The following is a 16,368-nucleotide window of genomic DNA, read 5'->3' as shown; positions in this document are numbered from 1 at the left end:
CATTGCAAAAAAATTGGATTAATGTCACTATGCTCATGCGTATTCAGTTATCGATTCGAAATCTGTATAGGCATAAACATAATCATCATCCCACCCGTTTCACATATTTGTTGTTTATTGTATTCGCTGGACTAACATCCGTCAAGATAATTTTAACTGAATTGTTATTTAATTCATTGCATTAATCTTTCAATTCCTGCTACATACTCAATGATGTGGACTCTGTTTGCTTCTCTCTAACAACAAGACGTCTATGTGCGATCAGAAGAAAAGGTACTCCCAGAGCAGTCGTCAGCGCAATCGGTAGAAAGACAGCGAGCCCATTCTCCGCTCCAAATTGACTTAACAACACCCCTCCCATGACAGGAGCAATGACACTACCGATATTATTGAAGCCGATGGTACCGAAATACGTTCCTTTCCATTCCGGCTTCGCAATCCGGTCAATGAGCATATCCATCATGGTGAACAACAGCACTTCCCCAATGGTAAATAGTATGACACTCATCATCATCATGAGTACACCTTCAGCGATTCCGACCATCATCAGACTGGTTGCGACCAGCAGGTTACCTACAATCAGAGGAACCAGCGGTGGAAAGTTTCGGAATGTTCGCACAAGAGGATACTGAATAATCAGTACCGTCACGGCATTCAGGGAAAGCATGTACGAGAACATCTGGCTTCCATTCTCAAAGATCGGACTCCTTGCCAAGTACTGTGCCAACGTAGAACTAAAGTGTCCGTAGCCCAGAACACAGAATGTGGTACCGATCAATACCGGCAGAAATACCCGGTCGCGACCGGTGGTCATAAGTGCTTCACGCAAACGTGGTGCAGTTGCCTGATGACGCTCTGGCAGATTGGCATGCTGTAACTTGAATTGCAGAAATAATACAAGTCCATAGGCTATGTATACCAATCCGGAAATCACAAACGGAAACGTTGATTCAGATGATCCCAGCTGAAATCCGATAATTGGCCCAAAGACTACACCGAGATTAATTGCAGCATATCTGAGGTTAAACACCAGCAATTTGTTCTCCGGAGAAGTAATATCCGATAACAGCGCTCTGGAGGTGGGCTCAAATACTGCGCGGCATAATCCGTTTAACGTATTGGCAACAAAGAACACCCATAGATGCTCTGCTGCTGAAAAAATGAAAAAAACACCTGCCCAGCTAAATACCGAGATTAACATCACGATTTTGCGACCGATCCGGTCCGAAATATAACCGCCATAAAAGCTGACCATTACACCTGCCAGCGAGCTAACGGCCACAGTAATACCGGTCTGGGTCGGTGTAGCCTCTAGTACACGTGTCAGATAGATGGATAGAAACGGGATACTCATTGACGTGACAAGACGTCCAAACATGGTTCCGATAATGATGGTCCATGCCAAGGGGTGAATTTGCCTTAAATATTGCTTCATGCGAACTTCTCCTATTCATTCTAGATGCTTCATAAGCGGACTTTTTGAACAACTTCTACTAATTAAAAGTTCGGTTTTCAGTACCGAAGAAGATGGGATTAAGCTAGAAATGGAGTAGCGGAGCGTAGGGAAAACTACGTGAGCAACGGACATTTCGGCTGAATTCCATATTCGATGCTGATGATGCCTTTAGGCATCTTTTGTAATCAAAAGCGGACTTTTTGAACAACTTCTACTAATGTATAATTGTAAGGATAAAAGGGGGAAGTAAAAGTGTAAACATATGATCACACTTTTCACCTTTAATAGAGGAGTCATGACCATGGATACCCTACATACACACTTTATAAGGCTCGCCGGGGCCGAACAACTGTCTTTCAAGCTCCATGAACCTGTAACAGTAACGATTGATAGCCTGTCCGCTGCCTTGTGCTGCACCCCTCGTAATGTGAAATTCATTCTCAGAAAATTGGAGGAACAAGGCTTTATCCATTGGCAGCCCGGCCGTGGTCGTGGACATCATTCGGAGTTAACGATGCTGCGAAGCATGAATGAAGCGCTGGAAGCGAGTTTTACCGAACTTCTGGCTAAAGGCAAAATGAAAGATGCTATTGAACTCATCGGAACTGTTCAGGTGGATGATACATTGCGAGAACAGCTCATGCTCTCCCTCCATCAACAGATGGGATTTCACAGTCATGATGAAACTGCCTCTGGTCAGGATATCCTGCGCATCATGAGGTCACGCCAGTTAGGTGATTTGGACCCAGCCTTTGTTTATACTGCATTTGAAACCTACCTATTAAGCCAGGTCTGTAATACGTTGATCACCTATGATGCCAAGACAGAATCATTCCTGCCAGCACTAGCTCACATGTGGGAATGCAGCGAAGACCATCGCTTATGGACCTTTTATCTCCGAAAAGGTGTACGTTTCCACAACGGACGTATCATGACGTCCCGGGATGTCCAAGCGACGTTGCAACGATTAATTGATGTGAATAGTCCCTCCATCTGGTTATATCGGAATATCGAACGTGCGGAAGTAGCTGGCGATTACTGTATCAAGTTTGTTCTTCGTCGTCCTAATCGGTTCTTCTTGCATCTGTTCAGTTGTATTCGAATGACAATCCTGCCCTACGATTACAATGTAGCCAATACCTTAATAGGTACCGGTCCTTTTCAGATCTCTGAGCTGAATGAAGATGTGTTGGAACTTACCGCATTTGATGCCTATTACGGCATCCGGCCACATCTGGATCAAGTTCATTTCTGGTTTGTGACTGACCTGAGTCCGAATGATCGCTATTATGAGCTACCAGGTACTGATCGATTGAGTCTCACAACAGGCTGTGAACAGACCAACAGCATCAATTATCCGGCGCTGGGTTGTCAGTATATGCTGTTTAATTTTCACAAGGAAGGCATCCATCATCATCTCCTATTTCGACAAGCCCTGCGTATCGTCTATGATCCGGTCGCGCTTGTCAGAGATCTCGGTGGCAATCGGATCACACCAGCCAGCAGCTTCCTTCCCTGGAGAAGTGCAGCCCAAGACTGGACAGCCGTTTCTCTTGACCATGCTCGTGAATTGCTGCATAGCTGTGGGTACCGGGGTGAGACGATAACTTTATCGTATAAGCATAATAAGGACGCAGACGTTGCGGAGTGGTTCCAATGTCGTGCGCAGTCCATCGGAATGAACATCAGCATGCACGCCGTTGTGGATTATTTCAACTCAGAGGAAACCACGAACGCCCAATTGATCTTGGCTGAAGAGATACTGGAGGAAGATTGGCAGTACGGCATGATTCATTTTTTCAAAAACCTGTCCAATCATTTTCATATGTGTATGTCCCCTGTATTCCAGTCTCAACTGGATGACAAACTGGATCATTTCGCAACGCTTCATCGGGCAGACCGCACAACACTCCTGGATGAAGCTGAAGCCTTGCTACGTGATCACTGCTGGATCTTGCATGGCTGTCACATGAACAAGCAGGCTGAACTGGATCAGAGCATCTTCGGCATGCAGATAGCAGAATTCGGATATATGGACATCTCCCAATTGTGGATCAAAAATCCTTAGGGATATATGTGCACAGACGCATCTGTGGGATATAGGGCTGAACAAAATCATGGATCGGCAAAAAAGCCGCTAGCCTATTTACGATAAGCTAACGGCTCTATTGCCGATCCATTTTGAGTGCACTTAGAGATTATATTTGGTGTAATAGGTCTCCAATACCTGCATAATGGACTCGATTTTAATCGGTTTGCTGACATACGCATCCATGCCTGCCTTCAAACAGTTCTCCATGTCTCCTCTTACGGCATTTGCAGTTACCGCAATAATGTATGGACAACTCTCGGGGGGCAAAGAATTTTTAATCAATTTTGTCGCTTCAAATCCATTAAGCCTTGGCATATGCACATCCATGAAGACAATATCATATGAATTGTGTTTGACCGCCTCGACTGCCTCAACACCATCCACCACATGATCCACGAAGTGCCCTTTTTTCTCAACAATTCTGCTAAGGACGAGCTTATTCACCTCATTGTCTTCTGCGATTAATATTCGCAAGGCTGAAGTTCTGCTCTTCTTCTGCTGTTGATCTAACCTGTTGCTCTCTTCACCGTTATTTAATTTGAATTGGGCAGTAAATATAAATATTGTACCCGGTTCATCCGACTCCTCAATCCAGATATTTCCATTCATAAGCTCTACCAGTTTCTTGCTAATGGCAAGGCCAAGACCCGTACCTTGGGGTTTGCGGGTCATAAAATTCTCCAGTTGGTAGAAAGGTTCAAATAATTGTTGTTTCCTCTCAGCGGGAATCCCAATGCCAGAATCCTTTACCTGAAAATAAAGCTGCACGGTATTGCCCTGCTGCTCCTTAACACCCACTTTAACTTCCACGCCGCCTTCTGAAGTGAATTTGACCGCGTTGCCAATGATATTGGTAAGTACCTGTTTAAGACGATAAGCATCACCATACACTGGAGTTGGAATAGCGTCTTCTACGCACATACGAACATCCAGCTTCTTTTCACGAGCCAGTGGTTTAACGATTTGCACCGTCTCGGTCACGATTTCTACGGAATCAAAAGGATCTTCGACCAGATCGGTTTTGCCTGACTCGATTTTGGAAAAATCAAGAATATCATTAATGATGGCCAGCAAGGAATCTCCACTCTTCTGAATGATTTCAATATATTCCTTTTGTTCCCCGCTAAGTCCAGGAGTATCCAAGAGCAAATCCGTCATCCCAATTACACCGTTCATAGGTGTACGGATTTCATGACTCATCATCGCCAAAAATTCACTTTTGGCCTTATTCATTCTCTCCGCTGTCTCTTTGGCTACAAGCAGTTTTTTCTGCTCTGTAATATCCTTCGCAATCAGGTAAAACCCGACATTGGATTTATTAACAATGATTGGAGCAAGTGTAGCCAAGACTTCTGTCTCAAAGCCATCCGTGTGCCGAACAACGTTGATCTCCTTCTCAGCCATCTCATAATTACTGCCCAGAATCAGACCCAGATTAACAGCTCCGATAAATCTGCTTATGCTTGTGCCGATCATTTCAGCCACGGGACAGCCCGTCATTTTCACCGCTACTGGATTCGCATTCATAATATTACCATCCATGTTAAACGAGATAATGGCGTCATGATTGTATTTCTTAAGCGAAGTGTATCGCTCCACAGATTCCTGCAATTTAAATTCGATACGTTTGCGTTCAGTAATATCCTGTAGTGTTCCGTTTAGCTGGACTGGCTGCTGACATTCATCGAGCGTAACTAACCCGCGTAAGTGAAGATACTTCTCACTTCCATTCGTGCTAATGTGCTTGTACTCGAAATCTAGCGATTTCCCTTGTTTTACCCATTCCATTTGTTCGTATAAGGAGGCTTTATCCGCGGGATTAATCACATTAGCTATATCACTTGCACGATATGATTTTCGTGTACGTTCGAATTCAAGAATCTCAAAAATCTGATCAGAAAGAGCGATCTGGTCATTGACCATATCCCATTCCCAACTGCCAATTAAGGCGATGCGTTCAGCCTCTGCACTGATGTCTTTATGTTTTTTTCGTTCGGATACATCTCGTCCAATTGAAAGAATCTGCATTCCATGCTCAGCATCACCAAAGACCTTGTATGTGGTTTCAAACCACAGATAATGCCCATCTTTATGACGGATCCTAGTATTCAACAGATTACCCTTGGTCAAGTCCATCTGTGAAATCCGTTCCAGATCTTGTGGATGAAAATATGCATCATTATTTTGGCCAATTACTTGTTCTGGCGAATAACCCAGTAAACCTTGAACGGAGGGTGAGCAGAATCGACAAACACCCTCCTGATCGGCAATATAGATGATCTCCTGAGCATGATCTGTAATAAGTTTGAACATCTCTTCACTATGCAGAAGCTTTTGTTCAGACATTTTGCGGTCAGTAATATCAACAATATGGCAAATAAAGTAAATAGGTTCATCCGTAATTTCGCTACGAACTAATGTAACATGCAATGACGTCCATAAGATGTCACCATTTTTATTGATGTAACGCTTTTCGTATTGATTTTCTTTTATTTTACCTTCAAATAACTCGTAACTACAGATCATATCTTGCGGTGAATCATCCGGATGTGTAATATCCTGATACGTGAGATCCATTAATTCATCACTTGTATAACCTAGCAAACAGCAAAAAGCAGGATTCACTTTCATCCATTGTCCTGTTGGAGCAACGAGTGCAATTCCAATAGGTGCTTGGTTATAGATCTGCTCGAACAATTCATGATGATCGACCTTTTGAACCTGCATTGTAAGTTCTCCTTTTGGCATAGACTCCATGTAAAGTTTGTCGAAAACTAAATTTTTACTGATATAAGATGTTCTATAAAATATAGTCAGTTTTAAAACAACAGTATCTGCTTAATACCCCAAATTTCAGGAGTTGAAACAAATATTTTTAAGAATTTTGTGTCTACAAATTCAAACAAGGCCTGGAATCCATTCATATGGAATCCTGACCTTTGTCAGTATATATCATTATAAGTCATATGCAATAATGAATCGCTAGAAAAATGGATTAGCGCTCACGACCAACAAGATAATCCAATAAATGTCTCAAAAATGAAATCGGTTTTCGCATCTCGTTCAATGCATCTGTAGCAAGACAATAATGCTCCCACATCTCTTTCTTCGCGCCTTCATCACCAAGAATGGATACAAAGGTTGAATTGTTGTTCCGCTCATCCTGACCTGCGGGTTTCCCAAGTATGAGGTGATTCCCCTCGAAATCCAGCAAGTCATCCTTGATCTGGAAGGCGATCCCCGCATGATAAGCGAACTTTTTCAGCGTAGCCATCTCCGGTTCCTTCACTTGGGCAAGTATCGCTGGCATGACCAGGGCAGCTTCAAAGGCAATGCCTGTTTTGTAAAAACAGATCATGTTCAACTGCTCCAACGTTAATGCCTTGCCTTTGGAGTTCAGATCCATCGCCTGCCCCATACACATATCCTCTGCTTTTTCAGCCGAATACTGAATGAGTCTGAGCACGGTCGCCGCATCGAAACGATCCAATGAGGATTGCTCTCCTATCGCCTTCTGAATGAGAAACAGACCCGTAAGCTCTGCTGTGGCGCTATTGTGTACCTGATGCAGTGTGGAACGTCCACGCCTTGTCGAAGCATTATCCTGCGTAGGCAGATCATCAAATATCAGGGAAGCGGTATGCATGTACTCCAGCGACCTAAGCAGTGGAACAATGGATGATTCAGGTAAACCATACTCGCGTACTCCCATCACCCAAGTCAATATGGGACGTAGCCTTTTTCCGTCTCCCTGCAAGCTGTAATTGGCTGCATCGATCAGCGTTTCTTTCATCTCATGAAGGCCACCGGGTTTCGCAATCTGCAACTCCACATTAATCTGTTCGCGAACCGTCCGAATGGTCTGTTTGAAGTCCTCTTTCTCCTGTTTGTCATTTTTCAATTGAAGTACGACCTGATCCCGTAACAATTTATCAAGGAAATCAACGTCATCTGCTTTTCTCACCATCTGTTGAACCAGTTGGTTGAATTCAGGCTGCCCAGAGGCAAAGATCGTCATCACTTCATCATATTTCTGCTGCCCCAACCGTTCTTTACAACGCTTCAGACCGTTAATGGCACGATCCAGTATGACTTCGCGGGTCTTGGCGTCCGAGTTATATACATCATGGATTAGATGAGAGATGACTGCCCAATACAATTCATATGGATTAATCAAGTCAGGACGCAAATCTCGATACTTCAAATAGTACGTATACGGGGTTACTGCCCCTTCTTCCATATCGTCAAACATATCGGCAAAATCATCTGCCAACTGATTATATATCCCGTAATAGAACGTCCGCAGATCAAATCCTTCATCCACTGGTGCACTGAGAACAGACCGGACGATTAATCGGGAAGAAGAAGATTTGATAATAATCGGAATGTACAATTCTTCATTGCTATAATTCGCATTGGCTAATTTCTTATTGCGATCGATCTCCTGGGACTGAAAGAACACATAGGATTGCTCTAAAAACGTGCGCTGTTTCTCTGGATGCTGATAGTTCTTGATGTACTCAAATGCTTCCCGAAGCTCGGAATGCACATATTCAATCACTTCAAGGTTGCTGCCTTTCCACTCCCCCAGATCAGGTACAACCCCGGTAAGAAGTGCTTCGCGTATCATCAGTGAATATTGTTCTTTTTCCTGAACAGTCAAGGCTTGAGAATCCAGCAGGTCATCCACAAATGGATACGTCAAACCGTATGAATAACCGAGTCTGATCGCCGCATCAAATCTTCGGGCCCGTTCCTCAGGTGGGGTCTGCTCGTTCATCTCATCGTCCACATGAAGAACCACGCCGAGAATAATTTTGATTAGCTTTCGCTGCGCCTGCTCTGCATCCAGCTCCTTCGGAATGTTGGATGCTACATTCTTTAATTTGTTCATCACCCAGATGACAGCCGTTTCAATGTGCTCCTTCTGTCCCCACCGGTACAACGCAGCCAGACTGATATAATCGGGCTGTCCTTTGCGCCCAGTGGCAGAGCCCATAAAGTATTTTTTGGTATTCTGGACAATGTGCTGAATTCGGGCCTGCGTATCCGGAGAATCAAGGGCTTGCCCCAGATCCCGCATATAAATATAGGAGATACTCCGATCCAGGTAATCATCCAGTTTTCCAGTCGTATTCAGCCAATGGATATATCTATGAACATCCCGGGGATCCGGTTTTCTTTTGCTAGGTGATAACAGAGAAAGCCAGGCAAAACGATGAATATGTTTTTTTTGCCATACATGAATATCTTGGGTAAGTGCTGTCGTATACGTATGATCCATAAGTTGCTGCCTAAGAGAAGTAAAATACTGAGATGCTTTCTGCTCAGCTAGCCGATATCCTGCATCAGCCTGTTCTGTAAGTACGTTATTCATAGGGTGGATACCTCAAATTCTATTAATGTTAAACATGTATCCATGAAAGGAGATGAGGTGCTCCATGGACGAAAACTGAACTCATTTGATCGTGTATCCAACGCTTCAGCTCATGTTCATAACCTTTATACGGCGATCCAACCGTTTGGTTACGAAATCGTCATTGTTCATTCCCATATATGTGATTTTACAGAATGGATGACCAGACTTTGACCGCTGTGATGGCGATAAGTACGATTAATGCATATCGAAGTACCCTCACATTGATCATCGAACTAACCCGTGAACCAAGGGATGCCCCGAGCAAACTGCCGATCACCGTGTAGATGATGGGTTCCATCGGAATGTCTCCACCCGTAATTTTCCCTATAACGCCGCCAATAGCGGAGATAAATACAATCGCCAGTGAAGAAGCAATCGTCGTTCGTACGGGGATGTTGAGAATCGTCAGCATGATGGGAATAAGAATAAAGGCACCACCCGCACCAACAATTCCTGATACAATGCCTACTGCAAAAGCAGTGCCTGCTGCAATCCATCGATTAAACACCAGTGGTGCTGAGGTATCAAGCTTTCCTTTTCCGGGAATCAGCATAAGCACAATCGCCATGATCGCCAGAATGCCATAGATCAGATTAATAACCCTTCCGTCCAGATGACCGGATATGAACCCGCCGATCAGACTGCCAGCAAGAATGCTGGAGCCCATGTACAGCACCAAACCGCGGTGAACGATCGCCCCACCACTTCTACCCGTCTTTACTTTTCTGCGGAATGCAACCACACCGGCAAGTGAAGCGAAAAACACTTGAAACATACTGATCGAAGATACCTGATGTGCTGAGAATGGCTCCAGTCCCATCCAGGATGGAACATATAACAGCAGCGGATAATTGATAATGGCCCCACCAATACCCAACAAACCGGAGAAGAATGAACCGACCAGACCCAGTATAAACATGATGACAAAAAGCAGAAGATCCATCGGTTATGCGCTTCCTTTCGTGCAATATAAATCTCATTTCGATTCCACTCAAAAGTGCTATACAAGGCGAATATTATCCGTTATAATGAAAACCAAGTAAATTAATCCGAAATGAGTGATTAAGCATGTTTAACGTGTTGAAGACTCTTTTTGAAAATAAATGTCCACAGTGCAACGAAAAATTACAAGTTCATAACGATGCGTTATGTTCGACCAAAACCTGTTCTCAATGTCATTACAAAGAAGAGAGTTATGGGTCTCTCGGAGTTCGAATTGTATATGACACCACAAAATGATAAAAAGCTATAGCCTTGTTAATTGTATCACGATCTCTGAAATTTCGGGATGATTCGACAAACTTATTTCCATCTCACATGCTACGATTACGTTATAATGAAAATACAAAAACGGTGCAAAACGAATAAATCGTTCTGCACCGTTTTTTTCTGTTTTTTGAGATGAGTTGCCTTGATTATAAAAGGGTACTTATTTGGTTTTGAAGCTGAGGAATCCATCATCTACGGCTACGGTTGTACCGTTCACTGCGCTTGCTGCATCACTGAACAGGAATGTAACCACACTGGCTACTTTCTCCGGTTGAATAAGCTCTCCACGCATATGTTGAGTAGCAAGCGCATCCTTCATGGCTTGGTCATCACCCAGAATCGGTGTTTCGATAAAGCCAGGTGCTACACCAACTACACGAATTCCATGCTCAGCAAGTTCCAATGCACCTGATTTGGACATCATAACAACAGCAGCCTTGGCTGCGTTGTAGTTGAAGCTGCCTACTGCAGCAACACTTCCATAGATCGAAGCTGTATTTACAATAGTACCTTGTACATTTAATTCAACCATTTTTTTCGCGCCATAATACATACCGTAGTATACACTGTGCTGATCTACATCAATGACTCTGTGATAGGATTCCGGGTCCATCTCCAGAAATGGCTTCACAAGTCCAATGCCTGCGTTATTGAAAATACCGCTTAACGTACCATATTGCTCTACGGTCCAGTCGATCAGGGCTTTGATCTCGTCCCCTTTGGATACATCCACTTTGTACGCGCCCGCTGTTCCGCCTGCTGCTTCAATCTCTGCCGCAAGCTTCTTCGCTCCGTCTTCATTATAGTCAGCGACCACAATAGTCGCACCTTGATCCGAAAGTTGAAGTGCTGTTTCTTTACCAATACCACTTGCTCCACCTGTAATAATGATTACTTTTCCATTGTGCTCCGTCATGATTTAGTTCTCCTTTGGTAAAATATTTTTATAACTTATAGTAAGTAACTATACTTTATTAACTTTTATACTTATCATACGCCTCTGTCCCAACCTTGTCAAACCATAGATCATCTTCACATAAATATGAGATAACTGTCATATACATCTCCTATTTACATGATATAGTCTAGCTCCTGTGATATTAAATATGCATCCGTTTTCGGAAAATAAAAAAGCGAGCATAACGGTAATTCAATCATTCCGATATCTCGCCCTTCTCAAGTATTCGATTACAAACTGATTGTCTAAGGTGCTAAGATCAATTCAACTTATTCACCCTGAAGTCCGCTAAGCGGATCTTTTAAATTATTAATGTTGGTGATCAGTTCAGGAATGCCTGTCTTCTCCCAATTTTCTGCCGTAAAACCTTGCTCAGCAATTGTATTCTCGAAATTGTCCACAACTTCTGTTAATTGCGTATTGTAGCTGACCAGATTTTCATGAATGCTCTCTCCTATTGCAGGAGCAGCCAGCTGAGAAAATTCGCTTGCTTCTGCTTGGATCAGATCAATTTTCTCCTGAATCTGCGTTGTTATCTCCGGATTATTCACCGCGCCCGATGCAAGCTCTTGCAGATCAGCCCCGGCGTTTGATACCTGTTCTATATAATCAGTAGCCCCACTCACATAATTTATACTTTGATTGGCTTGTTCCACGACAGAACAGGCTGAAATCAGCAGAATACTTGATGCAATAAGGCCTGTCATCATTAATGTGTGCTTTCTTTTTCTTATAAACATGATCATCTCCCCTTCTCCTAATCGGAATCCTTGTTCCAAGTCCATGATACCTGTTCAGACTGCTGCATTGCAAATGGGTCTGCAGCCAGCGTTATTAACATGTATAATAGTAAAATCACACGGTAAAGGGATGTCATGATTATGCTTCAAGCCTTGAACCAACGCTTGAACCGCATCATGCCACTGATTACCCCAATCAGTATTATTATTGGCGTGTTATGCGGGAGTTTTCTTTCTTCTTATACCTTTTTATCCCCTTGGCTTTTTGCGTTCATGACGTTCGCTGGAAGTATCAGTCTTGGGATACGGGATTTTGTGAACGTGCTGAAGAAGCCGTTCCCCTTGTTTGTATGTCTGTTTATTTTGCATTTGGCGATGCCTCTAATTGCTCTCGGTATGGGTCATCTGGTTTTCCCTACAGATGCGTACACCATAACAGGACTTGTTCTGGCAGCCGTGATTCCGACAGGAATAAGCAGCTTCATCTGGGTCAGCATCTATCGGGGCAATATCGCACTTACGCTTTCCATCATCCTGATTGATACAATGCTTGCTCCTTTCGTAGTGCCCGGGGTGTTATCCCTGTTAATCGGAACCAGTGTCACACTGGACACAGCAGCCATGATGAGCAGTCTGTTCTGGATGATTGTAGTGCCATCCCTGCTCGGTATGTTGCTGAATGAGTGGACCAAAGGCGCCATTGTCCCGGTCTGGGGACCAAGGTTGAATCCATTATCCAAATTGTTCATGGCGTCTGTCGTTGCAATTAACGGATCTGTTGTTGCACCTTATTTGGCCGATTTCAACTGGAAGTTGGCTGGTCTTGCGGTCATCATTATTTTCCTGGCATCATTCGGTTATGCACTAAGTTACTTTATTGCTCGATTGTTGGGCTGGAATGAGGCAGACCAGGTCGCTCTTGTGTTCAATGGAGGCATGCGTAATATCAGCGCAGGTGCAGTACTCGCTGTATCGTATTTTCCACCACCTGTTGCCGTCCCTGTCGTGCTCGGCATGGTATTCCAACAGATGCTCGCTTCCCTGACAGGTTACCTGCTCGGTCGTCGCTCGCAGCTTCTGCAAAAGTCGGATAAGACATCTGCAGCTTAACAACATATTGGAATGTAAAAAACGCCGACATGATTGTCGGCGTTTTGCATTGGATTGCTTTTATTACTAATATCGCTACGATACTGCTCCGCTTCGTAAATCTAGTCATTCGTTTCTGTTTTTACAAATCCACTTTCATCTTACCTAGCATCTGGGCAACTTTAGGGTCGTCAATCTTCATGAATAGACTTTCCTTGGTATCCAGCGTGGCAATGGTTGCGATCTCTTCCGGACTCAGTACAAAATTGAAAATATCAAAGTTCTCAATAAGCCGCTCTTTGCGTACCGATTTGGGAATAATCACGATGTCTTGTTGCACAAGCCAGCGGAGTACAACCTGGGCGATGGATTTGTTATGTCTCTCGGCAATGGAAGCCAGCACTTCGTTGCTAAATAAATTGTTGCGACCTTCCGCAAACGGTGACCATGACTGGTGTTGTATGCCCTGTTCTTTCATAAAAGCAGCACTGTCGACCTGCTGTTGAAACGGATGTGTTTCGATCTGATTGATGGCAGGCACAATTTCGTTATGAACAATAAGGTCCATCAGACGGTCTGGCAGGAAGTTGCTGACGCCAATTGCCTTGATCTTGCCCTCGCGGTACAGTTCTTCCATCGCACGCCAAGCGCCGTAGTAGTCACCAAAAGGCATATGAATGAGGTACATATCCAGATAATCGAGCTGCAGCTTACTTAGCGATTTGGCAAACGCCAGCTTGGTACTTTCATATCCGGCATCCTGAATCCATAGCTTGGTCGTGATAAACAGTTCTTCCCGCGGTATGCCACTGCGCTTGATCGCGCGTCCAACTGCTTCTTCGTTCAGGTATCCGGCGGCCGTATCAATTAAGCGGTAACCTGCCTTCAATGCTTCATATACCGTGTTCTCGCATTCATCGGCATCAGGAACCTGGTAGACACCAAAGCCGATGATCGGCATTTTCACTCCATTATTTAAAGTTACAGTTTGCATATTAACGCCTCCTAAGGTCCTATTGTGAATCGCAAGTCTTCACATATTGCTGAAATTCAGCAAAAAAAGCAGTTGTTCCACTTCCGTCCGACTTGCGTTACAATAACCCTAGCTCCTTCGTGTTACACGAAGTCAAGCGGTCTCCAATATATTTTTTACGAGGAGGATTACATATGTATACGGTTCAGGATGCTGCCCAGCTTACGGGACTCACAGAGCACGCGGTACGCTTTTACACGGATAAAGGTTTGGTTCCAAGCATTCAACGCAATAAAAATAACATTCGGGTGTTTGATGAGGAATCCATCAACTGGCTGCACGGCGTCAAATGCCTTAAACAGACAGGCTTACCGATTGAAAACATTAAAACGTACGTCGATCTCTGTCTTGAAGGAGATTCAACCGTTGCACAACGATTCGCACTTATGATGGAGTACAAGGAAGCAGCGCTGATTCAGCTTGAAGAAGCCAAGAGCCGTGTTGCTCATTTGGAAGAGAAAGCACGTCAATATCAGGCCATTTTGGAGCAACACATCCCGGATATGACCAATCCTATTAATTGGGAAACCAAACGCGACGAAGAAGGTAGCTGTCCCGCTTCTCGGCTAAAGAGTCGTATTCTTCCTGAAACCGAAGCTTCGAGTCAGTGCCCGGCAGCTGCGCAGTAAAAAACGCTGACAATCCTGTCGGCGTTTTTTACTTTACATATTTCATACCACTCCATGACTCCACTCCGTTTTCCGATATAGCCCACAAAAAAAACCATCAACAAGTGATGGTTTTCATCTAATCATTCTTTGCAGAAATCTGTTGCTGTTCTTGATTCTTTGATGCTTATTTCGGTTGAATATATCCTTCAGCTTTGAGCAGTTCTGCGATCAGAACCGCACCACCTGCCGCTCCGCGGAGCGTGTTGTGGGACAATCCAACGAATTTGTAATCATAGAGTGAATCTTCGCGCAGTCGGCCTGTGGATACACCCATTCCGCGTTCGATGTCACGATCCAGTTTTGTCTGTGGTCTGTTCTCTTCTTCAAAATACGTAATGAACTGTTTTGGTGCACTTGGCAGAGCCAGTTCCTGCGGACGACCTTTGAACTGCAACCAACGCTCCAGAATTTCGTCCTTGCTTGGTTTTTTCTCGAAGTTTACAAACACGGTAGCCAGATGCCCATCCGTTACCGGCACACGAATACATTGTGTTGTAATTAATGGAGCAGAAGCTTTGACGATCTGATTGTTCTCGATGCTACCCCAAATGCGTAGTGGTTCCTGCTCACTCTTCTCTTCCTCGCCACCGATGTATGGAATGACATTATCGAGCATATCCGGCCAGTCCGTAAAGTTTTTACCTGCTCCCGAGATGGCTTGATACGTGGAAGCTACGACCTGAGTCGGATTGAACTCACGCAAGGCGTGCAGCGCTGGCACATAGCTCTGAATGGAGCAGTTTGGTTTTACGGCAATGAATCCGGTTTTCGTACCAAGACGTTTGCGTTGAGCTTCGATTACGTCCAGATGTCCCGGGTTAATCTCAGGGATTACCATGGGTACATCTGCTGTCCAGCGGTGAGCCGAGTTGTTGGATACGACAGGTGTTCCTGTTTTGGCATAAGCCTCTTCGAGCGCTTGAATCTCATTCTTTTTCATATCAACCGCACAGAAAATAAAATCAACCTGGCTGGCAAAAGCTTCGACCTGCGAAGCATCTTGAACCACGATTTTCTTCACCGCTTCCGGAATAGGAACTGCGAGTTTCCATCTGCCTTGTACGGATTCTTCATATGTTTTACCTGCCGAATTGGCGCTTGCAGAAATAGCTGTTACTTCAAACCATGGATGTTGATCGAGCAGGTCTACAAAACGCTGACCTACCATTCCCGTTCCACCGACGATACCAACTTTCAATTTTGCTGACATTCAATCATCATTTCCTTTCGGTTTAAGTGATTCTTCTCATTGATCCATTTCATAACTCACTAAAAACGTATTATGAAATGGACTTCCTAATTAACACTATTCAGGCAATTCCAAAGCGTGTAGTCACAGCCCCGAAAAAACCAAAAAATCCCATCCCCAAGACAATAGTCTCAGGGACGAGATTGAATTCTCGTGGTACCACCCAGATTCGCCAATATGTCACCATATCCGCCTCTTCAAGTAAAGGTATACAACCATATTGCAAGCTGTAGACCATCCATACTCTAGCTCTGTAACAGGAGCGCCTGTCACACCATCCCTTAATGCCAAGTTCCGATGTGCTGCTCTGAGTCTTTATTCAATAAAAGATTCTTTACTCCTTTTCAGCTACCGGAGCTCTCTTTGAAAGAATGATTTTTATCTACTCGTCT

Annotated in this window: 11 protein-coding genes and 1 other annotated feature (1 of these 12 only partly in view); of the genes, 3 read left to right on the top strand and 8 right to left on the bottom strand. The window is 44.1% G+C overall.

The genetic code is table 11. The features are described from left to right. Window positions 1-199: 199 nt before the first annotated feature. Window positions 200-1,435 (bottom strand): MDR family MFS transporter, encoded by a 1,236-nt coding sequence (locus ACETMN_RS14115; RefSeq protein ID WP_105598566.1) that lies wholly within the window; start codon window positions 1,433-1,435, stop codon window positions 200-202. Between the two features lie 322 nt (window positions 1,436-1,757). Between ACETMN_RS14115 and ACETMN_RS14110 the strand changes: the two genes are divergently transcribed. Then, a complete protein-coding gene (locus tag ACETMN_RS14110; protein ID WP_411736257.1) occupies window positions 1,758-3,524 on the top strand; it encodes an ABC transporter substrate-binding protein in 1,767 nt (588 codons plus the stop codon). A gap of 123 nt (window positions 3,525-3,647) precedes the next feature. Here ACETMN_RS14110 and ACETMN_RS14105 read toward each other — a convergent pair whose 3' ends face one another. From ACETMN_RS14105 to ACETMN_RS14085, 5 genes are all read right to left on the bottom strand, one after another. Continuing rightward, window positions 3,648-6,275 (bottom strand): PAS domain S-box protein, encoded by a 2,628-nt coding sequence (locus ACETMN_RS14105; RefSeq protein WP_179198534.1) that lies wholly within the window; start codon window positions 6,273-6,275, stop codon window positions 3,648-3,650. Window positions 6,276-6,543: 268 nt separating this feature from the next. After that, window positions 6,544-8,925: a polyprenyl synthetase family protein gene (locus ACETMN_RS14100; RefSeq protein ID WP_091016657.1), complete on the bottom strand. Its 2,382-nt coding sequence runs from the start codon at window positions 8,923-8,925 to the stop codon at window positions 6,544-6,546. A 187-nt stretch (window positions 8,926-9,112) separates the two neighbouring features. Further along, the gene (locus tag ACETMN_RS14095; protein ID WP_091016659.1) at window positions 9,113-9,910 is read right to left on the bottom strand and encodes a sulfite exporter TauE/SafE family protein; all 798 of its coding nucleotides are present in this window, start codon (window positions 9,908-9,910) and stop codon (window positions 9,113-9,115) included. Between the two features lie 486 nt (window positions 9,911-10,396). Beyond that, on the bottom strand, window positions 10,397-11,152 hold the full coding sequence (locus tag ACETMN_RS14090; protein ID WP_076211740.1) for an SDR family NAD(P)-dependent oxidoreductase: 756 nt from the start codon (window positions 11,150-11,152) through the stop codon (window positions 10,397-10,399). A 311-nt stretch (window positions 11,153-11,463) separates the two neighbouring features. Beyond that, entirely contained in the window at window positions 11,464-11,934 is a 471-nt protein-coding gene (locus ACETMN_RS14085; protein ID WP_143786521.1) for a DUF6376 family protein, read from the bottom strand. A 141-nt stretch (window positions 11,935-12,075) separates the two neighbouring features. Between ACETMN_RS14085 and ACETMN_RS14080 the strand changes: the two genes are divergently transcribed. Beyond that, window positions 12,076-13,044 carry a bile acid:sodium symporter family protein gene (locus ACETMN_RS14080; protein ID WP_074094894.1) on the top strand — a complete coding sequence of 323 codons (969 nt, stop codon included), beginning with the start codon at window positions 12,076-12,078 and terminating at the stop codon, window positions 13,042-13,044. A gap of 121 nt (window positions 13,045-13,165) precedes the next feature. Here the strand turns inward: ACETMN_RS14080 and ACETMN_RS14075 are convergent, their stop codons facing one another. Next, window positions 13,166-14,017, bottom strand: coding sequence for an aldo/keto reductase (locus tag ACETMN_RS14075; protein ID WP_091016664.1), 852 nt, complete (start codon window positions 14,015-14,017; stop codon window positions 13,166-13,168). A gap of 173 nt (window positions 14,018-14,190) precedes the next feature. On the opposite strand from ACETMN_RS14075, the gene ACETMN_RS14070 reads away from it, so the two are divergent. Next, on the top strand, window positions 14,191-14,685 hold the full coding sequence (locus ACETMN_RS14070; protein ID WP_192131805.1) for a MerR family transcriptional regulator: 495 nt from the start codon (window positions 14,191-14,193) through the stop codon (window positions 14,683-14,685). A 166-nt stretch (window positions 14,686-14,851) separates the two neighbouring features. On the opposite strand, the gene asd is transcribed toward ACETMN_RS14070, so the two are convergent. Next, window positions 14,852-15,937, bottom strand: coding sequence for an aspartate-semialdehyde dehydrogenase (gene asd, locus ACETMN_RS14065; RefSeq protein WP_074094892.1), 1,086 nt, complete (start codon window positions 15,935-15,937; stop codon window positions 14,852-14,854). Between the two features lie 169 nt (window positions 15,938-16,106). Continuing rightward, window positions 16,107-16,368 (bottom strand) — a binding site (T-box leader) (it continues 15 nt past the right edge of the window).

It is taken from the genome of Paenibacillus sp. M2 (assembly GCF_046713495.1).
Lineage (GTDB): Bacteria > Bacillota > Bacilli > Paenibacillales > Paenibacillaceae > Paenibacillus > Paenibacillus amylolyticus_B.
The sequence above is the reverse complement of the archived record's forward strand: the minus strand, read 5'-3'. Positions and strand labels throughout refer to the sequence as shown.